The sequence below is a fragment of the Pseudomonas sp. R151218B TE3479 genome, from assembly GCF_053629195.1.
In genome coordinates this window covers 4158822-4182172 of the sequence record NZ_JBRJHV010000001.1, presented here as the reverse complement: position 1 = coordinate 4182172, position 23351 = coordinate 4158822, and the positions used below count along the sequence as shown (strand labels likewise).

Genomic DNA, 23351 nt, shown 5'->3' with positions numbered 1-23351 from the left:
GTGCGCGATGAAACCTTCGGTAAAAGCTCTGCTTGTCTCCACCTGCATGACCCTCAGTAGCGTCAGCTTCGGCGCACAGACCCTCACCATTGCCACCGTCAACAACAGCGACATGATCCGCATGCAAAAGCTCTCGAAAACCTTCGAGGCCGAGCACCCGGACATCAAGCTGAACTGGGTGGTGCTCGAAGAAAACGTCCTGCGCCAGCGCCTGACCACCGACATTGCCACCCAAGGCGGACAGTTCGACGTGCTGACCATTGGCATGTACGAAGCTGCACTCTGGGGCGCCAAGGGCTGGCTGGAGCCGATGAAGGATTTGCCGGCCTCCTACGACCTGGACGATGTCTTCCCTTCCGTGCGCGATGGTTTGTCGGTCAAAGGCTCGCTATACGCCCTGCCGTTCTATGCTGAAAGCTCGATCACCTATTACCGCACCGACCTGTTCAAGAACGCCGGGCTGACCATGCCCGAACACCCGACCTGGACCCAGATCGGTGAGTTCGCGGAAAAACTCACCGACAAATCCAAGGAGCAATATGGCCTGTGCCTGCGGGGCAAGGCTGGTTGGGGAGAGAACATGGCGCTCATTACCACCCTGGCCAACGGTTACGGCGCACGCTGGTTCGATGAGAAGTGGCAGCCGCAATTCAATGGCCCCGAGTGGAAAGACGCACTCAACTTCTATGTCGACAACATGAAGAAATCCGGCCCGCCGGGCGCCTCCAGCAACGGTTTCAACGAAAACCTGGCGCTGTTCAACAGCGGCAAATGCGCGATCTGGGTGGATGCCAGCGTCGCCGGCTCGTTCGTCACCGACAAGACTCAGAGCAAGGTGTCCGATCACGTTGGTTTCACCTTCGCCCCCCACGAAAAAACCGACAAAGGCACCTCGTGGATGTACTCCTGGTCGCTGGCTATCCCGACCAGTTCCAAAGCCAAGGAAGCCGCCACGGTCTTTACCACTTGGGCGACGTCCAAGGAGTACAGCCAATTGGTCGCCAAGACCGACGGCATTGCCAACGTACCACCAGGCACCCGCACCTCGACCTACAGCGACGAGTACATGAAGGCCGCGCCGTTTGCCAAGGTGACCCTGGAATCGTTGAAAGTCGCCGATCCGAAAGCGCCAACCCTCAAGCCTGTGCCCTACATCGGCATCCAGCTGGTGACCATTCCCGAATTCCAGGCCATCGGCACCCAGGTGGGCAAATTCTTTTCGGGCGCGCTGACCGGCCAGCAGACCGTGGACCAGGCGTTGACCGCCGCGCAGTCCACCACCGAACGCGAGATGAAACGCGCTGGGTATCCCAAGTAGTCAGCTCATTGAGGCCCGCTCCCGATACCTGTGGGAGCGAGCTCGCTCGCGATGAGGGCCTCCCGGCCAATATCACGAGTGACTGACACGACGCCATCGCGAGCAAGCTCGCTCCCACAGTGGATCTTCATAGGCCCGCAAAAATCGGTTCAATGCCATGAATAGCTCAACTACAACCGCCAAAGCCCCCATCGAGATTGCTCCGCCGCCGGCGCGCAAGATCCGCCTGGCCAATCCCGGCTGGTTCCTGGTCAGCCCTTCGGTGGCCTTGTTGCTGCTGTGGATGATCGTGCCGCTGGGCATGACCGTCTACTTCTCGATGATCCGCTACAACCTGCTCTACCCCGGCGAAAACGAATTCGTCGGGCTGGAGAACTTCACCTATTTCCTGACCGACTCGGGTTTCATGCCCGGCGCCACCAATACCTTGTTGCTGGTGGGCAGCGTGCTGTTGATCAGTATCGTCCTCGGGGTATTGATCAGCGCGCTGCTGGAGGCCAGTGAGTTTTTCGGTCGCGGCATCGTCCGTGTGCTGCTGATCTCGCCGTTCTTCATCATGCCCACCGTCGGAGCGCTGATCTGGAAGAACCTGATCTTCCACCCGGTCTCGGGCATCCTCGCCTCGGTGTGGAAACTGTTCGGCGCCCAGCCGGTGGACTGGCTGGCCCATTACCCTCTGCTGTCGATCATCATCATCGTGAGCTGGCAATGGCTGCCCTTTGCGATTCTGATCCTGATGACCGCCATGCAGTCGCTGGACCAGGAACAGAAAGAAGCCGCTCGCCTGGACGGTGCCGGCCCCATTGCGATCTTCTGGCACCTGACCCTGCCGCACCTGGCCCGCCCGATTGCCGTGGTGCTGATGATCGAAACCATCTTCCTGCTGTCGGTGTTCGCCGAGATCTTCACCACCACCAACGGTGGCCCCGGCTATGCCTCCACCAACCTTGCCTACCTGATCTACAACCAGGCGCTGGTGCAGTTCGACGTCGGCATGGCTTCGGCCGGTGGCCTGATTGCCGTGGTCATCGCCAACATCGCCGCCATCATCCTCGTCCGGATGATCGGCAAAAACCTCACCGACAAGCATTGAGGCCGTCGCCATGACTCTTCAACAATCCCGTCGCCTGCAAAGCCTGCTGCTGGGCACGCTGGCCTGGGCCATCGCGATCCTGATCTTCTTTCCGATCTTCTGGATGGTGCTGACCAGCTTCAAGACTGAAATCGATGCGTTCGCCACGCCGCCGCAGTTCATCTTCACCCCGACCCTGGAGAACTACCTGCACATCAACGAGCGCAGCAATTACTTCAGCTTCGCCTGGAACTCAGTGGTGATTTCCTTCAGCGCCACCGCCCTGTGCCTGCTGATCGCGGTACCGGCGGCCTACTCCATGGCGTTCTATGAAACCCAGCGCACCAAAGGCACGTTGTTGTGGATGCTCTCCACCAAAATGCTGCCACCGGTGGGCGTGCTGATGCCGATCTACCTGCTGGCCAAGCAATTCGGCCTGCTGGACACGCGTATCGCGTTGATCATCATCTACACGCTGATCAACCTGCCCATCGTGGTCTGGATGATTTACACCTACTTCAAGGACATTCCTCGCGACATCCTCGAGGCCGCGCGCCTGGATGGTGCCACGCTCTGGCAGGAAATGGTTCGCGTGCTGCTGCCGATTGCCAAGGGCGGCCTGGCGTCCACCGTGCTGCTGTCGCTGATCCTGTGCTGGAACGAGGCGTTCTGGTCGCTGAACCTCACCTCCTCCAAGGCCGCGCCCCTGACGGCGTTGATCGCTTCCTACTCCAGCCCGGAAGGTTTGTTCTGGGCCAAATTGTCGGCCGTCTCGACCCTGGCCTGCGCGCCGATCCTGATCTTTGGCTGGATCAGCCAGAAACAGCTGGTGCGCGGTTTGTCCTTCGGCGCGGTGAAATAACGCGCCCTACACCATTATCAGAAGTGGAGGCCCATCATCATGGCCAACCTGAAAATCAAGAATTTGCAAAAGGGTTTCGAAGGCTTCTCCATCATCAAGGGCATCGACCTTGAGGTGAACGACCGCGAGTTCGTGGTCTTCGTCGGCCCGTCGGGCTGTGGCAAATCCACGCTGCTGCGGCTGATCGCCGGTCTGGAAGAGGTCAGCGACGGCACCATCGAACTGGATGGCCGGGACATTACCGAAGTCAGCCCGGCCAAGCGCGACTTGGCCATGGTGTTCCAGACCTACGCCTTGTATCCGCACATGAGCGTGCGCAAGAACATGTCCTTCGCCCTCGACCTGGCCGGTGTACCCAAGGCCGAAGTCGAGAAGAAGGTCAACGAAGCGGCGCGCATCCTCGAACTGGGGCCGATGCTCGAGCGCAAGCCCAAGCAACTGTCCGGCGGCCAGCGCCAGCGCGTGGCGATCGGCCGGGCCATCGTGCGCAACCCGAAAATTTTCCTGTTCGACGAACCGCTGTCCAACCTCGACGCCGCCCTGCGGGTGCAGATGCGCCTGGAACTGGCACGCCTGCACAAGGAGCTGCAGGCGACCATGATCTATGTGACTCACGATCAGGTCGAAGCCATGACCCTGGCCGACAAGGTGGTGGTGCTCAATGGCGGGCGCATCGAACAGGTCGGCTCGCCGCTGGAGCTGTATCACCAGCCGGCCAACCTGTTTGTCGCCGGGTTCCTCGGTACACCGAAAATGGGCTTCCTCAAAGGCAAGGTCACCGCCCTGGACAGCCAGGGCTGTGAGGTGCTGCTGGACGCCGGCACGCGCATCAACCTGCCGCGCAGCGGTGCCAACCTGAGCGTCGGCGGCGCGGTGACCCTGGGGATTCGTCCGGAACACCTGAACCTGGCGCAACCGGGCGATTGCACGTTGCAAGTCACCGCTGATGTGAGCGAGCGCCTGGGCAGCGACACCTTCTGTCACGTCGTCACGACATCCGGCGAAGCCTTGACCATGCGGGTTCGCGGCGACCTGGCGAGCCGTTTCGGCGAGCAACTGAACCTGCACCTGGACGCCGAACACTGCCACTTATTCGATGCCGAGGGCGTGGCGGTGAGCCGCGCGCTGCGCGCCGCCGCCTGATTGCCGAGAATTGCGATGAAACTCAACCGACAAAACCTGCACAACCTCAACCCTGACGTAGCCCTGCCCGCCTACCCCTTGGGCGACATCCGCCAGGGCATCGCCCATATCGGTGTCGGCGGTTTCCACCGGGCTCACCAGGCCTACTACACCGACGCGCTGATGAACACCGGCGCCGACCTGGACTGGGCCATCTGCGGCGTGGGCCTGCGGGCCGAGGATCGCCGTGCCCGGGATGACTTGGCCAGCCAGGATTACCTGTTTACCCTGTACGAACTGGGCGACACCGATGACACAGAAGTCCGGGTGATTGGCGCGATCAATGACATGTTGCTGGCCGAAGACGGCGCCCAGGCACTGATCGACAAACTGGCCGATCCGCAGATCCGCATCGTTTCGCTGACCATTACCGAAGGTGGCTATTGCATCGACGACAGCAATGGCGAATTCATGGCTCACCTGCCGCAGATCCAGCACGACCTGACCCATCCCGAGACACCGAAAACCGTCTTCGGCTTCCTCTGCGCTGCGCTGGCCAAGCGTCGCGCGGCCGGCATCCCGGCGTTCACATTGATGTCTTGCGATAACCTGCCCCACAACGGCGCCGTGACCCGCAAGGCGTTGCTGGCCTTCGCCGCGTTGCGCGACGCGGAACTGGGGCAGTGGATCGACCGCAACGTCAGCTTCCCCAACGCCATGGTCGATCGCATCACGCCCATGACCAGCGTGGCCCATCGCCTGCAACTGCATGACGAACATGGCATCGACGACGCTTGGCCGGTGGTCTGCGAACCGTTTGTGCAATGGGTGCTGGAAGACAAATTCGTCAACGGTCGCCCGGCCTGGGAAAAGGTCGGCGTGCAGTTTACCGATGACGTTTCTCCCTATGAAGAGATGAAAATCAAGTTGCTCAACGGCAGCCACCTGGCGTTGACCTACCTGGGCTTTCTCAAGGGTTATCGCTTTGTCCACGAGACCATGAATGACCCGCTGTTCGTGCGTTACATGCGCGCCTACATGGACCTGGACGTGACGCCGCAATTGGCACCAGTACCGGGCATCGACCTGACCGACTACAAGAACACCCTGGTGGAGCGCTTTTCCAACCAAGCGATTGCCGACCAGTTGGAGCGGGTCTGTTCGGACGGCTCGTCGAAGTTTCCAAAATTCACCGTCCCGACCATCAACCGCTTGATTGCCGACGGCGGCGAAACCCGTCGTGCGGCACTGGTCGTGGCGGCCTGGGCCGTGTACCTGAAGGGCGTGGACGAGAACGGCGTGATGTATTCTATCCCGGACCCACGGGCAGCGTTCTGCCAGGCATTGGTGGCTGACGATGCGCTGGTGACCCAGCGGATGTTGGAAGTCGAAGAAATCTTTGGCACAGCGATCCCCCGCTCGCCGGAGTTCGTGGCAGCATTCGAATGGTGCTGCAACAGCTTGCGCGAGCACGGGGTAACACGAACACTTGAGCGGGTATTGGCTGACACAGAATAAGCCTGCGGATGCGGTCGCTTTTTGTGGCGAGGGGATTTATCCCCGCTGGGACGCGAAGCGTCCCCAAGACACGAACAACTCAGTGAATCTGACACACCGAGTCGTCAGTGTCAGGGCTGCTTCGCAGCCCAGCGGGGATAAATCCCCTCGCCACAAGTTCCACCATGTCCCGGTCCAAAACAGTTCTGTGTTGACGGTTCATTGATATCAAGGACTTCTATGGCAAACCAACAACTGTTCCTGGGCATCGACTGTGGTACCCAAGGCACCAAGGCGTTGATCCTGGATGCGATCAGCGGCCAGGTACTCGGCCAGGGCGCCGCTGCCCACAGCATGATCAGCGGGGCCAACGGTCGTCGTGAACAAGACACCCAGCAATGGCTCGATGCATTTACCCAGGCGACTCATCAGGCCTTGGCCTCTGCCGGGGTCGATGGCCAGGCGATCCTCGGCATCGGCGTGTCCGGCCAACAGCACGGTTTGGTGCTGCTTGACGACCAGGGCCAGGTTTTGCGCCCGGCCAAGCTGTGGTGCGACACCGAGACGACGCCGGAAAACGATCGGCTCCTGGCGCACCTGGGCGGTGAAGACGCCAGCCTCGAACGCCTCGGCGTGGTGATCGCGCCGGGTTACACGGTTTCCAAACTGCTCTGGACGCGGGAGCAACATCCCCAGGTATTCGAACGCATCGCCAGCGTCCTGCTGCCTCACGACTTCCTCAACTACTGGCTCACCGGCCGCCATTGCAGCGAATATGGCGATGCCTCGGGGACCGGCTATTTCAACGTGCGCACCCGCCAATGGGACGTGCAGTTGCTGCAACACATCGACCCCAGCGCACGCTTGCAAGCGGCGCTGCCGGAGCTGATCGAGGCCCATCAGCCCGTCGGACGCATCCTGCCAGCCATTGCCGCGCACCTGGGCATCAACCCCGACGCGGTGGTGGCCAGTGGTGGTGGCGACAACATGATGGGCGCCATCGGCACCGGCAATATCCAGCCCGGCGTGATCACCATGAGTCTCGGTTCCTCCGGCACGGTCTATGCCTATGCCGCCGAACCCGCGGTCAGCCCGCAACCGTCAGTGGCGACGTTCTGCTCCTCCAGCGGTGGCTGGTTGCCATTGATTTGCACCATGAACCTGACCAACGCCACCGGGGCGATTCGCGAGCTGCTGGACCTGGACATCGACGCCTTCAACGCCCTGGTCGTCCAGGCCCCGATTGGCGCCGAGGGTGTCTGCGTGCTGCCGTTCCTCAACGGCGAGCGGGTGCCTGCCCTGCCCCATGCCACCGGTAGCCTGCTGGGCCTGACCACCACCAACCTGACCCGGGCCAACCTGTGCCGTGCCGTGGTCGAAGGCACGACCTTCGGTTTGCGCTATGGCTTGGACCTGTTGCGGGCCAACGGGCTCAAGGCCCAGAGCATTCGCCTGATCGGCGGCGGTTCGAAGAGCCCGGTGTGGCGGCAGATCGTCGCCGATATCATGGACACCACGGTCATTTGCACCGAACAAAGCGAAGCGGCTGCGTTGGGTGCGGCGATCCAGTCGGCGTGGTGCCATTCAGGCGCACAAGACAGCCTCGCCGAACTGTGCGCGCGCTGCGTCAAGCTCGACCCGGCCAGCGAAACCCGGCCAATCGCCGCCCATGTCACGGCGTCCCAGCAGGCCTATGAACGTTATCGACAACACGTCGCAACCCTTTGAGAGCGGGCAACTATGTATCTGGTGTGTGGTGAAGCGCTGTTTGATTTCTTCAGTGAAACCGAGGCGGATGGCCCTGCCTCGCAGGTGAACTACAAAGCGATTGCCGGTGGCTCGCCGTTCAACGTGGCGGTGGGGTTGCGCCGCCTGGGTATTGAATCGGCGCTGTTTACCGGATTGTCCACCGACTACCTGGGCCGTCGCTTGCAGCAGGTGCTGCTCAACGAAGGTGTCAGCCCCCGATACCTGCTGGACTTCGACGCGCCGACCACCCTGGCGATGGTCGCCGTAGGCGCCAATGGTTCGCCCCACTACAGCTTTCGCGGCGAAGGCTGTGCCGACCGGCAGCTGAGCCTGGCCCATCTACCGGAGCTGGGCCCTGAAGTGCGTGGCTTGCATGTCGGCTCGTTCTCCCTGGTGGTCCAGCCCGTTGCCGACACGCTCCTGGCCCTGGTGCAACGGGAAAGCGGCCGGCGCCTGATCAGTCTCGACCCGAACGTGCGGCTTAACCCGCAGCCGGATATCGAACTATGGCGTTCGCGGATCGCGACACTGGTGCAATATGCCGACCTGATCAAGGTCAGTGACGAGGACTTGGGCCTGCTCTACCCAGGGGTCGAGCCCCAGGCGGTCATCGAAGGTTGGCTGAAGCACCGCTGCCAATTGGTCTTCCTGACGCGTGGCGGCCAAGGGGCTACGGTCTTCAGTCGCCAGCACGGCACATGGTCGCTGCCAGCATGCCCGGTGAAGATCGCCGACACCGTGGGTGCAGGCGACACCTTCCAGGCCGCGCTGATTGCCTGGCTGACTGAACAACAGTTGGATTCGATCGAGGGCCTGCAGACACTGACCCGCGAGCAGATCAGCGCCATGCTTGAGTTCGCCATTCGAGCCGCAGCACTGACGTGCGGCAAAACCGGGCCGGACCTGCCCTATCGGCAGCAACTGGCCTGATTTTGCGCGTTACAACTGAACAACTGGACGCTGGGTTCGGACATCACCGGACCCGAGCGTCAGAGGAAAAATGACAAGGCCGTATCAGCGCCCGGTCATTCGATGGTGTTGCTGATGAAAGTGATTGCCAGCGGCGGGGTTGTGGTCAAGCTCCGTACGCAACTCGGCGATCAGGTCGTTGATGGCTCGGCACCCGGTGAGTTTCCTGGCATCGATGTTCGTTTTGAGCAAGGCCACATGGTCGGTCCTGTGGTCATCGAAGATCTTGATCGTCATCGTCAGCTCAGGTGACAACGTGCATTGCGAGCGCTTGGGCAGCAAGCTGCTTTCAATGATGTTTCGCATTTCGAGGGCAGATAAAAACATGGCGACTCTCTCCTGTTGAGGCGGCCAATTTATGTTCACGACGGCGGTACTTTCGTCCGTTTTCTTCCCTGCGGACTGGGACTCTGGATACCGTGCCGTTCGTTCTTTTCTTGGCGTTTTCAGTTAACGAGTTCGTTCAAGCGAACTCCTGAACCATCCCGCAAAAAATATGCCTGTATTGACAACCTTCCGAATTGATATGAATCAAGCGCTTAGCTTCGTCCCGCGCCGGAGAGCTCGTGCAATATGCATGGAAAGGTTGTTTTTTCCATGCAAACTGCAATCACTTTTATCCTGTTCGCAACCTAGATTAGCCCCTATTGCGAAGGAGGAAGTGGGCATCCGTCGCCTGGTATAAAAAAAGTGTGACGTAGCGTAAAAACTTAAAGAGCTCCCACCGCCGCCCGCTCCGCCACGTGGCGCAAACTGTCGAAATTGATGTTGGCACCCGAATCGATCGCGACCAAGGTCTCGCCTCGCGCGCCCGTGCGCGCCACGTATTGCTTGATGCCCGCCACCGCTAAGGCCCCTGACGGTTCGGTGATCGAACGGGTGTCGTCATAGATGTCCTTGATCGCGGCGCATAGTTGGTCGTTGGTCACGGTCATCACCTCATCGACACAGAAACGGCAGATATCCAGGCCATGGACGCCGATCTGCGCCACGGCCACGCCGTCGGCGAAGGTTCCCACCTCGGGCAAGGTCACCCGCTCCCCGGCGATCAGCGCAGCCTGGAGACAGGCAGAGTGCTGCGACTCGACGCCAATGATGCGAATTTCCGGGCGCAGGTACTTGACGTAGGCCGCGATCCCGGCGATCAGCCCCCCGCCTCCGACCGGAACGAAAATCGCGTCCAGTCGGCCGGGATGCTGGCGCAGGATTTCCATGGCGACGGTGCCTTGGCCGGCAATCACGTCCGGGTCGTCGAATGGCGAGACGAACTCCCGCCCGGTCTGCTCGGCCAACTCCAGCGCGTGGGCCAGGGCAAACGGGAAACTGTCCCCGTGCAGCAGCGCCTCGGCGCCGCGGTTGCGCACACCCAGCACTTTCAGTTGCGGGGTGGTCACGGGCATGACGATGCTGGCCGAAATACCCAACTCCCGTGCCGCCAGCGCGACGCCCTGGGCGTGATTGCCGGCTGAGGCAGTGATGACACCTCGGACCCGCTGCTCCGGGGTCAGGTGCACGAGCTTGTTATAGGCACCGCGAATCTTGAAGGAAAAAGTCGGTTGCAGGTCTTCGCGCTTGAGCAGGACCCGGTTGCCCAGGACCTCGGACAGCGCGGGCGCCGCTTGCAGTGGCGTGCGTACGGCCAGTTCGTAGACCGGCGCGGCGAGGATTTTCTTTACATAGTGTTCAAGCAGGGTTTGCTCGGTATGGGCAACGGTCATGGCGATCTCCTGGTTCGCTCGGAGCCCAGGAGACAGAAAGAAAAAACCCGCCTCGAGGGCGGGTTCGGTGCAGCCGTCAGCTAGCCCGCCAAATAAGGAATGGCGGTAATAATGCTTGGCTGGCTGCGCAATACGGGTGAGTTCATGCCTGGAAATTAGCGGTGCGTTGGTGGCAAGTCAATGGGCAATATCAAGTGCCAGCCGATATTCGCTGCATTGGCCTTAAGTGAACAGCATCACCTGTGGGAGCGAGCTTGCTCGCGATAGCGGAGTATCGTCAGCATCAATGTCAGCTGCCCCTAGCAATCGCGAGCAAGCTCGCTCCCACAGTTTTCTTCAATTATTTGAGGCCGACTTTGTACAAGGCTCCGTCGTCCTCATCCGTCAACACATAGAGATACCCATCCGGTCCCTGGCGGACATCCCGGATGCGCGCCTTGAGCTCGCCCAACAGGCGCTCTTCATGGACGACCTTGTCGCCTTGCAATTGCAGGCGGATCAGTTCCCCCGACACCAAGGCCCCGATGAACACGTTGTGTTGCCAGGCCTTGAAGCGTTCATGATCATAGAACGCCATGCCGCTGAGACCGGGTGAGACCTGCCAGACATGATAGGGGTCAACGGCGCCTTCGACGGACTTGCCCTGGGCTTCAGGAATCGGAGCCCCGGAATAATTGATGCCGTGGGTCGCCAGTGGCCAGCCGTAGTTCTTGCCGCGCTCGATGATGTTCAATTCATCGCCGCCCCGCGGGCCGTGCTCGTTCTCCCACAGGGTGCCGTTCCAGGGATTGAGGGCGGCGCCCTGGGGGTTGCGCATGCCGTAGGACCAGATCTCGGGACGCACGTCTTTCTGACCGACGAAGGGGTTGTCGTCAGGGACCTTGCCGTCGGGATAGATGCGCACCACCTTGCCTTGCAGCTTGTCGAGGTCCTGGGCGGTGGGCCGATCGTTGTTTTCCCCCAGGGTAATGAACAGATAACCGTCGCGGTCGAAGACCAGTCGAGAGCCAAAGTGGTTGCCCGTGGACAGCTTGGGTTGCTGGCGGAAGACCACGTCGAAGTTCTTCAGGCTCTTGAGGTCTTCGGCCAGTTGCCCCCGCCCCACGGCGGTGCCAGCCTTGCCGTCTGCGCCCGCCTCGGCATAAGACAGGTAGACGGTGCGATCCTGCTTGAAGTCCGGCGACAGTACCACGTCCAGCAGGCCGCCCTGGCCCTTGGCCCACACGTCGGGCACGCCGCTCAAGGGGGCGGACAATTGGCCATCGGGGCTGACCACGCGCAGGTTGCCCCCTCGCTCCGTCACCAACATGCCCTGTTGGCCAGGCAGGAACGCAACGGACCAAGGGTGCTCCAGCCCCTTGACCACGGTGGTCACTTCCAGCGTGCCCTCCTCGCTCTTGAATGACTGGGTGGGCGCGGCACTGGCCGGGGTGGCAAGGGTCAGGACAGCGCTGGCGCAGAACGCGGCCAGGAGTGTTTTACGCAACATGCACATTTCCTTCTGCGGTGTTGAAAGAGAACAACAGCGCCAGCGCCTAGCGGTTGCCATTCTGGTTGTTGCGCGATGGCGCAGGAGACTCGATGGTCGGTCGCGGCGAACCCGATGGCTGGCCGGAACGGGGGTAGCCATTGCCGATGCCGCCATTTTCCAGGGTCGGTGGCCGTGGTACTGGCACTGTCGGGTTGTTATGAATCGTCGGCACATTGGGCCGGGTGCCCTGCATGCTGTTGGGATTGGCCCGGCGCGTCGGGCTGTTATAAGGATTGTTGTTGCCCGGCAGGTTTTGGGCCAGGACCGTTGGGCCTGCGCTGGGCGTGGCGGCCTGGGCAGCGGCAGTCAGTGATAGCGTAATGATGACGAGCACCAGCCTGTTCATTGGGACACCTCTTGGGTTCAGGCATATCGAAAGCACGCTACGCCGCAGGTTCGCCCTTGTTAAGCGAAATATCCCGGTGAAGATGTAACGAAGCGTCTCCAAACACAGGTGGGAGCAAGCTTGCTCGCCCCACAATGGAAACTTTTCCCGAGGCGCGAAGGTCACCAGAGAGACATCAATCGGCAAGGAAAACACCACCATGGCTCGGGCAATCTGGAAAGGCGCAATCAGTTTCGGGCTGGTCCACATCCCCGTAGCGCTGGTGTCGGCCACCTCTTCACAGGGGGTGGATTTTGACTGGCTGGACAAACGCAGCATGGACCCGGTGGGCTACAAGCGGATCAACAAGACCACGGGCAAGGAAGTGACCAAGGAAGACATTGTAAAGGGCGTCCAGTACCAGAAAGGCCAGTACGTGCTGCTCAGCGAAGAGGAGATCCGCTCCGCCCACCCCAAGTCCACCCAGACCATCGATATCTTTTCCTTTGTCGACAGCGAGAAGATCCCCCTGCAAAACATCGACACGCCTTACTTTCTCGCCCCCGACAAGCGTGGCGGCAAAGTCTACGCTCTGCTGCGCGAAACCCTGGTCAAGACCAACAAGGTGGCCCTGGCCCACGTCGTGCTACATACCCGCCAGCACTTGGCCGCCCTCATGCCCCTTGAGTCCGCCCTGGTGCTGGTGCTGCTGCGCTGGCCTGCGGAGGTGCGCGAGCTGGATATCCTGGAATTGGGCGACGAGGTCACGAACCCGACCCTGGCCAAGGGCGAGCTGGAAATGGCCAAGCGTCTCGTGCAGGACATGAGCGCCGACTGGGAGCCGCAAGAATACCGGGACAGTTTCGCAGACAAGATCATGGAACTGGTGGAGAAAAAGGCCAACGAAGGCCGCCTCGAAGCCGTGGAGACCGATCCGGGCGAAGAACAACGCAAGACCGCCGATGTCATCGACCTGACCGAGTTGCTCAAGCGCAGCCTGGGCGGCAAAGGCAAGGCAACCGACAAATCCGCCGGGAAGCCCCCGGCAAAATCCGCGAAAACCGGTAAATCCGCGCCTGCCAAAAAAGCCACCAAGGCCTCCCGGGGCTAAAACCCTGGCGTGTGCAATACAAGGGAATCTGTCATGGCCAACGCCGAGAGTGAATCTGCTCGTTTGTCCGATGCCGAGTCGGACGCAACGACGCCCCGCAACCCAGGACGAGGGGGCAAGGCAGCCCCGGGCACCGGCCTGCCCGAGCGCCTGTCGCCGCAGCTGGCCACGCCCGTGGACGAGCCGCCCACCGGTGAATGGCGCTACGAAGTCCAGTTCCACGGTTATCGCCTGCTGACTCGCATCGAACACGGTGAAGTGCGGTTATACAACCGCAATCACCAGGACTGGACCGATCGGCTGAAGCTGCATGCCGACGCCCTGGCCAGATTGGACCTGGGGGACAGTTGGCTGGACGGCGAACTGGTCCTGCTCGATGAAACCGGCCACTCCGATTTCGCCGCCCTGCGCGAGGCCTTCGAAATCAGCCGCACCGTTGACATGGTGTATTTCCTGTTCGATGCGCCCTTTCTCAATGGCATCGACCTGCGCCAGGCACCCGTGGAAGAACGCCGTGCAGCGCTGAAAAAAGCCCTCGGCAACAACGCCAGCAAGCGCCTGCGCTTTTCCGAATCGTTTTCCGCCAGCCAGCACGACATGTTCGAAAGCGCCATCGCGCTCTCACTGGACAGCGTGGTCGGCAAGCGCCTGGGCAGCCCTTATATATCCCGCCGAAGCGCCGACTGGGTAAAGCTCAAGTGCCGGTTGCGCCAAGCCTTCGTCATCGTCGGGTTCACCCGCCCCCAAGGCAAGCGCAGCGGTTTCGGCGCACTGCTGCTGGCCGTCAACGGAGCAACGGGGCTGGTGTATGCCGGCCGGGTCGGCACAGGGTTCAGTCAGGTACAGATCAAGCAATTGCATGAGCAACTGTGTACCCAGCAGCGCGAGACCTCGCCACTGGCTGCGCCGCTCAATGGGGTACAGGGACGCGGCGTGCAATGGGTCGAGCCGACCCTGACCTGTGAGGTCGAATTCACCGAGTGGACCCGCGATAACCAGGTGCGGCAGGCTATTTTCCTGGGCTTGCCGCCCCATACGCTCGCCAGCACAGTGGTTCGGGAGCAGCCCCTGCCGATAAAGCCCTCCACGCCAAAACCCCAGCGTCGCAAAAAAACCAGCACCGCCAAAGTCGACGGGGTGACGATCACCCACCCCGAGCGGGTCATCGACAGTGTCAGCGGCGTGCAAAAGGCCGAGCTGGCGCAGTATTACCTGGATATCGCCCCTTGGATCCTGCCGCACCTCAAGTTGCGCCCGGTCGCGCTGCTGCGGGCACCGGACGGTATCGGCGAAGAACTGTTCTTTCAAAAACACGCCGATCGCCTGGAGATTCCCCACATCAAGCAGCTGGATCCGCAACTGGATCCGGGCCATGCGGCCCTGATGGAGATCGATGATATCCACGCGCTGGTCGGCGCGGCGCAGATGGGCACGGTGGAATTGCACACCTGGGCCGCGACCCACGATCGGATCGAGACGCCTGACCTGTTTGTCCTGGACTTGGACCCGGACCCGTCACTGCCCTGGAGCGCCATGATCGAGGCGACCCGCATGACCTTGGCGGTGCTTGACGAGTTGGGTTTGCAGGCCTTCCTCAAGACCAGCGGTGGCAAAGGCATGCACGTGATCGTGCCATTGGCGAGAAATGAAGGCTGGGACACCACCAAGGCGTTCGCCAAAGCCATCTCTCAGTTCTTGACCCGACAAATGCCCGAGCGCATCACCGCCACCATGGGACCGAAGAACCGCGTCGGGAAAATATTCGTCGATTACCTGCGCAACGCCCGTGGAGCCAGCACCGTAGCCGCCTATTCGGTACGTGCCAGGCCAGGCCTGCCGGTCTCGGTGCCGATTGCCCGGGCCGAGCTGTCGACCCTGCGCAACGCCCAGCAATGGGACATGTATACCGCGCTGGAACGGGCCAGAAGCTTGGGCGCCGATCCTTGGGAGGGCTACAACCACCGCCAGCGGATTACCGCCAGGATGTGGGAACAACTGGATGCGCAAAAACCCAACGATTGAACACCTCCGTAGGAGCTGCCAAGCGAAGCGAGGCTGCGATCTTTCCACAGCCCATTGAATCGAGAGCGAAAGATCAAGATCAAAAGATCGCAGGCTTCGCCAGCTCCTACGCGCAGGGACGCACACTTAGATCCAGATGAAAATCGCCAACAGCCCACCGAAAAAAGCCCACTTCTGCAGGTAATACAGCGTGCGATTGCGCTTCTTCAGGGCCTTGCCTTGCAGCCGGATCTTGTAGAGCCTGGAGAACGCCCGGTTCAGGCCGCCCGTCTTGTCGCCCGCGTCGTTGGGCGCACCGGCGGCCGCCATCACCGTACGGCTGAACCAGCGGTTGAAGGCGGTGGCCCAGCGAAACCTCATCGGCCGCTCCACGTCGCAAAACAGGATGATGCGGTTATGAGCGGTGGTGTTCTCGGCGTAATGGATGAACGTTTCGTCGAAAATCACCGCTTCGCCATCACGCCAATGATAAGGCTCGCCATCGACATTGATGTAGCAGCCGGCATCGTTGGGCGTTTCCAGGCCCAGGTGATACCGATAGGACCCGGCGTAAGGGTCGCGATGGCGGACCAGCTTGGACCCCGGCGGCAACTCGGCAAACATCGCCGCCTTGATCGAGCCGATGCTTTGCACCAGTTCAGTGGTGCGCGGGCACAGCTTCATGGCCGAGGGATGGCTGTCGCCGTACCACTTCAGGTAGAAACGCTTCCAGCCGGTCTTGAAGAATGAATTGAAGCCCACGTCGTCATACTGATTGGAGCGCTTGATCTCCCCGGCGCGCAGCAGGCTTTGGCCTTCGGCCCGGATCTGCTCCCAATGGGCCTGCAACGGGCTCAGGTCGGGAAACTGCACCGGGTTCAGGAAAGGCTTGTTCGGCAGTTTCGAGCACAGGTAAAGCAGGCAATTGATCGGTGCCAGAAAAGACGAATGATCGCTCAACTGGCGCCCGATCTTATGCCGCACGCGTCCGCGCAGGTGAACGTAGCCAATGGAGAGGAGGTAAATCGCGACAATGATGAGCTTCACGAAAGTCCGTCACAATGCAGGAGTGAACAGGCTGCGTCTCCAGGCCAGCCAAGCGGCAAGGGAGATGGCATCGGGTGAGATGGCATTTTAGCCACAGGTTGTAAGCAAAAGTTATCCCAAAGTTGTGAAAAACTGTCTTGGCCGGGCAATCCCCTATCGTTTATGCGGCCAGATCAGTACAATCGCCGCCAATTATCACGCGCCCCCTTTGGCCGATACTGCAAACCGCGGCTTCGGCGTACGTCTACCCGGGCCAGGCGCTCCGTATGCTGCTGTCCTCTTATGCCGGATGGACCCTTGCGCTTGCGACCTCGACGCCTTTGCGCGGTCGGAACATGCGCAAACAGGTACTGAACAGGTACTGCCGCACCCTTAGCTACTCTGAATGTTCCGCAGGATAAACCTTTGATCTCTACAGCTAACATCACGATGCAGTTCGGCGCCAAGCCACTGTTCGAAAACGTCTCTGTCAAGTTCGGCGCGGGTAACCGCTACGGTCTGATCGGCGCCAACGGTTGCGGCAAGTCGACCTTCATGAAAATCCTCGGCGGCGACCTCGAGCCGTCCGGCGGCCAGGTCATGCTCGAACCGAACGTGCGCCTGGGTAAACTTCGCCAGGATCAGTTCGCCTACGAAGAATTCACCGTGATCGACACCGTGATCATGGGTCACGAAGAGCTGTGGAAGGTCAAGGCCGAGCGCGACCGCATCTATTCGCTGCCGGAAATGACCGAAGAAGACGGCATGGCCGTGGCCGAGCTGGAAACCGAGTTCGCCGAGATGGACGGCTACACCGCCGAATCCCGCGCCGGCGAACTGCTGTTGGGCCTGGGGATTGGCATCGAGCAGCATTTCGGCCCGATGAGCGAAGTGTCGCCAGGCTGGAAACTGCGTGTGCTGCTGGCCCAAGCGTTGTTCTCCGACCCGGAAGTGCTGCTGCTCGACGAGCCGACCAACCACCTGGACATCAACACCATCCGCTGGCTGGAAAACGTGCTGACCCAGCGTTCGAGCCTGATGATCATCATCTCTCACGACCGTCACTTCCTGAACAGTGTCTGCACCCACATGGCGGACCTGGACTACGGCGAACTGCGCCTGTTCCCGGGCAACTACGACGAATACATGACCGTTGCGACCCAGTCCCGCGAGCAGTTGCTGTCGGACAACGCCAAGAAGAAAGCACAGATTTCCGAACTGCAGTCGTTCGTCAGCCGTTTCTCGGCCAACGCCTCGAAAGCCAAGCAGGCCACCTCCCGCGCCAAGCAGATCGACAAGATCCAGCTGGCCGAGGTCAAGCCATCGAGCCGCGTCAGCCCGTTCATCCGTTTCGAGCAGACCAAGAAACTGCACCGCCAGGCGGTCATTGTCGAACGCATGGCCAAGGGCTTCGACGGCAAGCCGTTGTTCAAGGACTTCAGCTTCACTGTCGAAGCCGGTGAGCGCGTAGCGATCATTGGCCCGAACGGTATCGGCAAGACCACTTTGCTGCGCACCCTGGTCAATGAACTGGAACCGGATGCCGGTACCGTGAAATGGACCGACGCCGCGGAACTGGGCTACTACGCCCAGGACCACGCCCATGACTTCGAAGATGACGTCAACCTGTTCGACTGGATGGGCCAGTGGACCCAGGGTGGCGAACAGCTGGTGCGTGGCACCTTAGGCCGCATGCTGTTTTCCAACGACGAGATCCTCAAGTCGGTCAAGGTCATTTCCGGTGGGGAACAGGGCCGCATGCTGTTCGGCAAGTTGATCCTGCAGAAGCCAAACGTGCTGGTCATGGACGAACCGACCAACCACTTGGACATGGAATCCATCGAAGCGCTGAACCTGGCGCTGGAAAACTACCCGGGCACCTTGATCTTCGTCAGCCATGACCGGGAGTTCGTATCGTCCCTGGCCACCCGCATCATCGAACTGAGCGCCGACGGCGTGGTCGACTTCAGCGGCACCTATGACGACTACCTGCGCAGCCAGGGTGTGGTGTTCTAAGGGCAGCTGCGAGTTGCAAGCTTCAAGCGGCAAGTAAAAAGCCCTGTCCACTGTGACAGGGCTTTTTGTATTTCAAGGCGCATATCCCGTGATGCAGTTCATGCAAGAAAAATGAGGAAATCCATGCGTCATGAACACGCTGGGCTTTAACAGCACAGTGAAGGGATGGCGTTGCGCGGGTTAGGCTTATAAAGCCATTCTAATATTATCCGCTCTCCATTTCTGGTCGCTGTCCCCACTCTGCAGCACGCGCCTATAACTAGCGTCATTGTAATTAGGTGGTGCATCTCCAGGGTTCGGTGGCATGATTCCTAGTTTTCCTGTTGATTTAAAATAACTCGGCGGACTAGAAGGAAGGGGAGCAGTAGGAGCGTATGGATCGCCAGACCCTCCCGACGCTGAGGATACAGAAAGCCGGGGAGCAGTAGGAGCGTATGGATCGCCAGCCCTTCCCGACACTGAGGATACAGAAAGCCGGGGAGCAGTAGGAGCGTATGGATCGCCAGCCCTTCCCGACGCTGAGGATACAGAAAGCCGGGGAGCAGTAGCAGCGTATGGATCGTTAGTCGGTCTCGGCACATTGCCTGTAGGGCGAGAAGCAGTTCCAGCGCGAGACCGTGGATGCGCAACGGGCATTCTATTCGGCGCTGGGGTCATCCTAAATGCCGCCACGCCTAAACCAATCGACGCCACACCCGTTACCGAAGCAATGGCGGTCAACACAATGCGAGCCGTGTCGTTGTCGGCGTTAGCTGCACCAATACTTGTGGCGACAGTTATAATGCCTAAAAGCAAGGCGCCCAACGCCGCGTTAACAACGAAGTGCCCCGTAGGGTCTACCTCATCGAGCGGCCTCTGGCTGTATGCATACCCATTGAGCCCCCCCTTGCCGAATGGACTCCAGCTGTCCGGGCTATTGAATCGCATGAGCACCGGGCTATACACCCGGTAACCCTTTCCCAGCATATATCCTCCGGTCTGAGCCTCCCTCAGTTCACCATTGAAACCCAGTTCGGTACTGATAGGTTGTTCGGCGCTACGATGGCCATAAGGGCTGTAAGCAAGAGAATGGGTTGAATCGGAGCTGACTTCATTCATTACACTGTTGGTGAAATTACCGGCCAGTAACAGCGTGTTGTCGCCCTGACGCTCTGCCAATAAATGGTCATCGCCGCGCATGAAGGTACTGCTCCGCTCCCCGTCCACAAGGTTGGCGATGTGATCGCCCTTGTAAAAATGTTGCTGGGAACCGCCACTGTCATCGTTATTGGATAACCGGTCCAACGGATCATACTGGAAGTTACCCGTTTTACCCGATCCGGACTCACTCACACTGAGCAGCCGATTAAGCGCGTCATATTCCAGGACTCGGCCTTGCTCGTCTTGAATCAGGTTACCGTTGGCATCATAGGAAAGCACCAGCTCGTCTGGATGCCCCGCATCCCCTGAGTGGGTGACTCGACTCAGCTGGGCAGGGTCTTGCGGGTTTTCATAATGATATTCGGCTATGTTGTTTTTTCCATCGACCGTCTCTGTGATAACGATGATCAAATTATCCATCGCATCGAAGATAAAGGTTTGCCCCGAGAGCCTGTTGCCATACGGATCAATTGGCGGTTGGCTGCCCGCACAGGTATACGTCTCCAGGCGTCCACGAAGATCATAGGCATAGGTTTCGTCACGCAGCGTCTGGGGGCCTTCGGTCAAGGTGCGTCGCACGAGACAGTCAAACTCGTCGTATACCTGATCCAATACCTGGATAACGCCATCAAGGTCGAACGTACGCTTTATTTCACGATGAAACTCATCGTATTCAAGGCTGATACCAAGGGTTCTCGCCGGTGCGCCGTCGACAATGTCCTGCGTGGTGATGGTAGCGACACGCCCCAAGGCGTCGTAAGTGAAGGCCGACGAAGTCGTCCCCAAGGATGTACGCTCCAATCGACCTTTAGGGTCATATTCATACTGCTGTACTTGATCGAGCACATCGGTATAGCTGAGCAAACGACTGCGAAAACTATACTCGTAGGCCATCGCGAAAGTTTGCCCATCCGCTTCAACGGTTTCGCTCTTGGGCTCGCCAAAACTGAAATAAGTACGTGCCAGTGTCCGCCCGCCCACGCTGGCCTTCGTCAATCGCGCGTTGGCCGGGTCATACTCGTAGTTACAGATGTCCCCACCTGAAAGTTGGCGACGCAGAGGTTCATCACTCAACTGTGGCATGTACTGGTATTCGACCGTTTCACCACTGGCGGGGGTCACGGTCTTAGGTCGGGTCTGCTGCGGATCGTATTCATAGCGTTGCAAACGCCCTCCGGTGACCGACTCGGTCATGCGGCCCAGCCCGTCGAACGTTTGCGTTCCCAGTTCCTGTCCATCCACGCTGATGCGTGTAGGCCAATCTTCAGCGCTGTGCTCGGCATATTCGCGCACAATCCTGGCACCTTGTGGCAAGGTGGTTTGCGTCATACGGTCGAAAGCATCATAGCTGTACTCGGTAACGCGCAACGGAGTCCTGAGGCCCAACTCTTCCTTCACCGACCGTCCCAACCCGTCATAACTATACTTTTGCCGACTGATTACGCTTTCATCCAAGGCCAGACGCTCTGTCTGGACAGGCTTTTCAAACAGGTTGAGACGCGTTTCAGTGATCCCGCTGAAGTGGACCTTCGTCAAATCCTGCTCCCAGCTTCGTTCAATCGGGCCTGACCAGTTTCGATCGCCAATCGGATTGACTTGCTTATAGCGCTCCACGCCGTCCGGACCGATCTCGCAGAGGGGCTGATTCCAGTCGTCGAACAGAAACCGTGTCTTGAAGGGTTTCTCCTGCGCTCCCCACCAATCGTATTCGGTCTGCTCGATCAGGTTCCCGAAAACATCGTACTGGGCGGCGTAGGTTTGGCGCATTGTCGGTTGGCTGCTGTCGGCATCGTTGCGCTCTTCGTAAACCGCCCTGTTAAGCCCATCGAATGCCGTCATGGTCTTCACGCCCTTGACGTCGAACAACCATTGCTCGGCCCGTTGCCCCATGCTGGCGGAGAGATAATATTCATAATTGCGCGTTGCCTTGTAGCGTGGGTCGTTCGGTGCCACGGTTTCACTGGTGACCCGATTCAGCACATCGTAAGTGCGGCTTATCTCTACGTCATTGTCGTCGCGCTCAAGCAGCGACTCGCCGTTGAGTAGCGAGCTTTCCAATGTAATGATTTTGTGCACCTGATCGAAGTCTGTCGTCAGCGTTTCCACTGTTTGCATAACCGTCTCGTCGGCCAGGGTGCCCATCGTCACCCCGTACGTGTAGTCGGTTATCGTTGTTTTTTCATTCAAGGCAACCGACTGGCGCTTCAGGCGTCCATGCACCTCATGCGCCTGCGCGTCGTCCTTGTCGTGGTAGTACTCATAGGACGTGCTACGTAATTCCATGATGGCGCCGGGAGCCGTTCGCGTGAGCGTTTCACGTTCGAGCGCAAGCCACGACGAACGTCCGCTGCCGTCCAGCGATGGATACAGCACGTAGCGATAATCGGTCCGCAGGGTCGGCGCACCGGCCACATAGCCAGGAGCGGGCGTCTGGGTTTGACTTTTGAGATTGCGCACGAAGCCATCGGGGTCTTTCGGGCAGCCATCTTCCCCGTCCTTATCGTAGTAAAAACTGGTTTCGACAACACCTGTGGGATGGGTCTGGACCCACAGATTGCCGTAGCTGTCATAGGTGCTGCTGGACTTTTCGCTACGTAATTGGCTACCCAACCGCCAGCGGTGGGTGACCTCGTGAGGGAGTTGAAACCAGGCCGGCTGGCCATCGAACCCACCGGGGATCTGACCATACACAGTTTCGACCTCCTGCTGTGCCGTGTTGCGCGTCGTGGTCTCCAGGGTGAGCAAGTGAAACTGGTTGAAGGTACGTTTGATACGCTTGACCTCCACCCCTCCATTCATCAGGTGCTCGGTGCAACCGTAGGCGTAATGGCTGCCAGTGAATTGATAGAGGTTATCCAACCCTTCATCGTTCCAGGTCAGCGCCAGATTGCGACCCAGGAAATTATTGGTCTCCAGGTAGGTCGAACCGTCGGTGAAACTGTAATGCGTTTCTACCATGGGCTGTCCGCTGCCAGGGAACACCCGGTGTTCTTTCACACGGGGTATGGGCTGACGACCACTGCCGGTGGGAAACTCATGGCCCTGCGCGTCATAGACCACTTCTTCCCGCCCGCCCAGTGGCGTTTCCACCGACACGATGCAGGTGTATTCGCCCACAGGCCTGTAATTCAGACGCCAGGCAACGTTCCGACCCGCTTCGCTCGGCAAAGTAATGACGTTGACGTACTTCTCGGTGCCGGAATCCAGCGTCATCGAATAGCGCGCCAACGGCGTGCCGTTGGCGCCGGCAGTGGGGTGCAGGTCCAGGATGACGCTGCCTTCCTGACGGTCTACCTTCAGCAAATCGCCGCGCTCATCACTGATGCTCGCAAGCCGGAAATCATGGGCACCGAAGGGCAAGTACCCCAGCGTCACCGCATGACCTTCCGGCGCGATCATCCGGACAGGCAAGGCAACCGCATCGTCTCCCCGGCCATGGACCCTGAGTTCTTCGACCAGACCGGACTTATGCACCAGCCGGTAGAGTTGATCGTCGTCTTTATCACGGTAAAAACGGAAGGTGTTGAGCTTTTTCTCTTTCATCAGAAGCTCGACCAGAAGCCCTTCCTCCCGTTGCGCTGTAACCTTGTAACGCTCGCCGCTGCTCAAGGTCAGGATTTGCCGCTGAACCCGATATTGCGATTGCTGCAAGTTCCAGCCGGTGCCGTAACCGCTGTCATGACGGTTCATGGGATTGAAGCCCATGGCCAGGGACAGCAACGGACCGTTCAAGTAGTTGGGTTTGAATTCGGGAAAGTTGATGGAAAAAGTGTATTGATTGGTTCGAGGATCAACCCCGCCCGCTACGTAACTCATGAAATTGAAAGCGTTGGAATGTACCGCCGTGGAGTCGGTCATGATTGCCACCTCTGGAAAGAAACAAACTCAGAAAAC

Annotated in this window: 15 protein-coding genes and 1 pseudogene; 10 read left to right on the top strand and 6 right to left on the bottom strand. The window is 59.7% G+C overall.

The features are described from left to right. Nucleotides 1–7 precede the first annotated feature (7 nt). From AB7M32_RS17960 to AB7M32_RS17930, 7 genes are all read left to right on the top strand, one after another. Nucleotides 8–1318 (top strand): ABC transporter substrate-binding protein, encoded by a 1311-nt coding sequence (locus AB7M32_RS17960; protein ID WP_060742530.1) that lies wholly within the window; start codon nt 8–10, stop codon nt 1316–1318. 157 nt (nt 1319–1475) lie between these two features. Continuing rightward, the gene (locus AB7M32_RS17955) at nt 1476–2411 is read left to right on the top strand and encodes a carbohydrate ABC transporter permease (protein ID WP_053184628.1); all 936 of its coding nucleotides are present in this window, start codon (nt 1476–1478) and stop codon (nt 2409–2411) included. Nucleotides 2412–2421: 10 nt separating this feature from the next. Then, nucleotides 2422–3252, top strand: coding sequence for a carbohydrate ABC transporter permease (locus AB7M32_RS17950; RefSeq protein ID WP_060742531.1), 831 nt, complete (start codon nt 2422–2424; stop codon nt 3250–3252). 39 nt (nt 3253–3291) lie between these two features. After that, nucleotides 3292–4395: an ABC transporter ATP-binding protein gene (locus AB7M32_RS17945; RefSeq protein WP_060742532.1), complete on the top strand. Its 1104-nt coding sequence runs from the start codon at nt 3292–3294 to the stop codon at nt 4393–4395. A 15-nt stretch (nt 4396–4410) separates the two neighbouring features. Next, nucleotides 4411–5892, top strand: a complete 1482-nt coding sequence (locus AB7M32_RS17940; protein WP_454250791.1) for a mannitol dehydrogenase family protein — start codon at nt 4411–4413, stop codon at nt 5890–5892. Nucleotides 5893–6111: 219 nt separating this feature from the next. Beyond that, nucleotides 6112–7599, top strand: a complete 1488-nt coding sequence (gene xylB / locus AB7M32_RS17935) for a xylulokinase (RefSeq protein WP_454250790.1) — start codon at nt 6112–6114, stop codon at nt 7597–7599. A 12-nt stretch (nt 7600–7611) separates the two neighbouring features. Continuing rightward, nucleotides 7612–8550 (top strand): carbohydrate kinase family protein, encoded by a 939-nt coding sequence (locus AB7M32_RS17930; protein WP_454250789.1) that lies wholly within the window; start codon nt 7612–7614, stop codon nt 8548–8550. A gap of 84 nt (nt 8551–8634) precedes the next feature. Here AB7M32_RS17930 and AB7M32_RS17925 read toward each other — a convergent pair whose 3' ends face one another. From AB7M32_RS17925 to AB7M32_RS17910, 4 genes and pseudogenes are all read right to left on the bottom strand, one after another. Beyond that, nucleotides 8635–8916 carry a DUF1652 domain-containing protein gene (locus AB7M32_RS17925; RefSeq protein ID WP_060742536.1) on the bottom strand — a complete coding sequence of 94 codons (282 nt, stop codon included), beginning with the start codon at nt 8914–8916 and terminating at the stop codon, nt 8635–8637. 392 nt (nt 8917–9308) lie between these two features. After that, nucleotides 9309–10307 (bottom strand): annotated as a pseudogene (gene ilvA, locus AB7M32_RS17920) (threonine ammonia-lyase, biosynthetic); the annotation flags it as partial. 340 nt (nt 10308–10647) lie between these two features. Then, a complete protein-coding gene (locus tag AB7M32_RS17915; protein ID WP_454250788.1) occupies nt 10648–11796 on the bottom strand; it encodes a PQQ-dependent sugar dehydrogenase in 1149 nt (382 codons plus the stop codon). Between the two features lie 46 nt (nt 11797–11842). Then, nucleotides 11843–12184, bottom strand: coding sequence for a hypothetical protein (locus AB7M32_RS17910; protein WP_454250787.1), 342 nt, complete (start codon nt 12182–12184; stop codon nt 11843–11845). 199 nt (nt 12185–12383) lie between these two features. Between AB7M32_RS17910 and ku the strand changes: the two genes are divergently transcribed. Then, complete coding sequence (gene ku, locus AB7M32_RS17905; RefSeq protein WP_454250786.1) at nt 12384–13274, top strand: non-homologous end joining protein Ku; 891 nt, start codon at nt 12384–12386, stop codon at nt 13272–13274. A gap of 33 nt (nt 13275–13307) precedes the next feature. Continuing rightward, complete coding sequence (gene ligD, locus AB7M32_RS17900) at nt 13308–15296, top strand: DNA ligase D (RefSeq protein WP_454250785.1); 1989 nt, start codon at nt 13308–13310, stop codon at nt 15294–15296. Between the two features lie 126 nt (nt 15297–15422). Here ligD and lpxO read toward each other — a convergent pair whose 3' ends face one another. Continuing rightward, the gene (gene lpxO / locus AB7M32_RS17895; protein ID WP_454250784.1) at nt 15423–16322 is read right to left on the bottom strand and encodes a lipid A hydroxylase LpxO; all 900 of its coding nucleotides are present in this window, start codon (nt 16320–16322) and stop codon (nt 15423–15425) included. 405 nt (nt 16323–16727) lie between these two features. Here lpxO and AB7M32_RS17890 point away from each other — a divergent pair, with 405 nt between their 5' ends. After that, nucleotides 16728–18317 (top strand): ABC-F family ATPase, encoded by a 1590-nt coding sequence (locus AB7M32_RS17890; protein ID WP_003181279.1) that lies wholly within the window; start codon nt 16728–16730, stop codon nt 18315–18317. A 186-nt stretch (nt 18318–18503) separates the two neighbouring features. On the opposite strand, the gene AB7M32_RS17885 is transcribed toward AB7M32_RS17890, so the two are convergent. Next, nucleotides 18504–23315, bottom strand: a complete 4812-nt coding sequence (locus AB7M32_RS17885) for an RHS repeat-associated core domain-containing protein (protein ID WP_454250783.1) — start codon at nt 23313–23315, stop codon at nt 18504–18506. Between the last annotated feature and the right edge of the window lie 36 nt (nt 23316–23351).

Bases quoted from the DNA above. Each gene is read 5' to 3' on its own strand.
- AB7M32_RS17955 (WP_053184628.1), top strand. From the start codon at position 1,476: ATGAATAGCTCAACTACAACCGCCAAAGCCCCCATCGAGATTGCTCCG.
- ligD (WP_454250785.1), top strand. From the start codon at position 13,308: ATGGCCAACGCCGAGAGTGAATCTGCTCGTTTGTCCGATGCCGAGTCG.
- AB7M32_RS17950 (WP_060742531.1), top strand. From the start codon at position 2,422: ATGACTCTTCAACAATCCCGTCGCCTGCAAAGCCTGCTGCTGGGCACG.
- ku (WP_454250786.1), top strand. From the start codon at position 12,384: ATGGCTCGGGCAATCTGGAAAGGCGCAATCAGTTTCGGGCTGGTCCAC.
- AB7M32_RS17915 (WP_454250788.1), bottom strand. From the start codon at position 11,796: ATGTTGCGTAAAACACTCCTGGCCGCGTTCTGCGCCAGCGCTGTCCTG.
- AB7M32_RS17945 (WP_060742532.1), top strand. From the start codon at position 3,292: ATGGCCAACCTGAAAATCAAGAATTTGCAAAAGGGTTTCGAAGGCTTC.
- AB7M32_RS17930 (WP_454250789.1), top strand. From the start codon at position 7,612: ATGTATCTGGTGTGTGGTGAAGCGCTGTTTGATTTCTTCAGTGAAACC.
- AB7M32_RS17910 (WP_454250787.1), bottom strand. From the start codon at position 12,184: ATGAACAGGCTGGTGCTCGTCATCATTACGCTATCACTGACTGCCGCT.
- AB7M32_RS17925 (WP_060742536.1), bottom strand. From the start codon at position 8,916: ATGTTTTTATCTGCCCTCGAAATGCGAAACATCATTGAAAGCAGCTTG.
- AB7M32_RS17885 (WP_454250783.1), bottom strand. From the start codon at position 23,315: ATGACCGACTCCACGGCGGTACATTCCAACGCTTTCAATTTCATGAGT.
- xylB (WP_454250790.1), top strand. From the start codon at position 6,112: ATGGCAAACCAACAACTGTTCCTGGGCATCGACTGTGGTACCCAAGGC.
- AB7M32_RS17940 (WP_454250791.1), top strand. From the start codon at position 4,411: ATGAAACTCAACCGACAAAACCTGCACAACCTCAACCCTGACGTAGCC.
- AB7M32_RS17960 (WP_060742530.1), top strand. From the start codon at position 8: ATGAAACCTTCGGTAAAAGCTCTGCTTGTCTCCACCTGCATGACCCTC.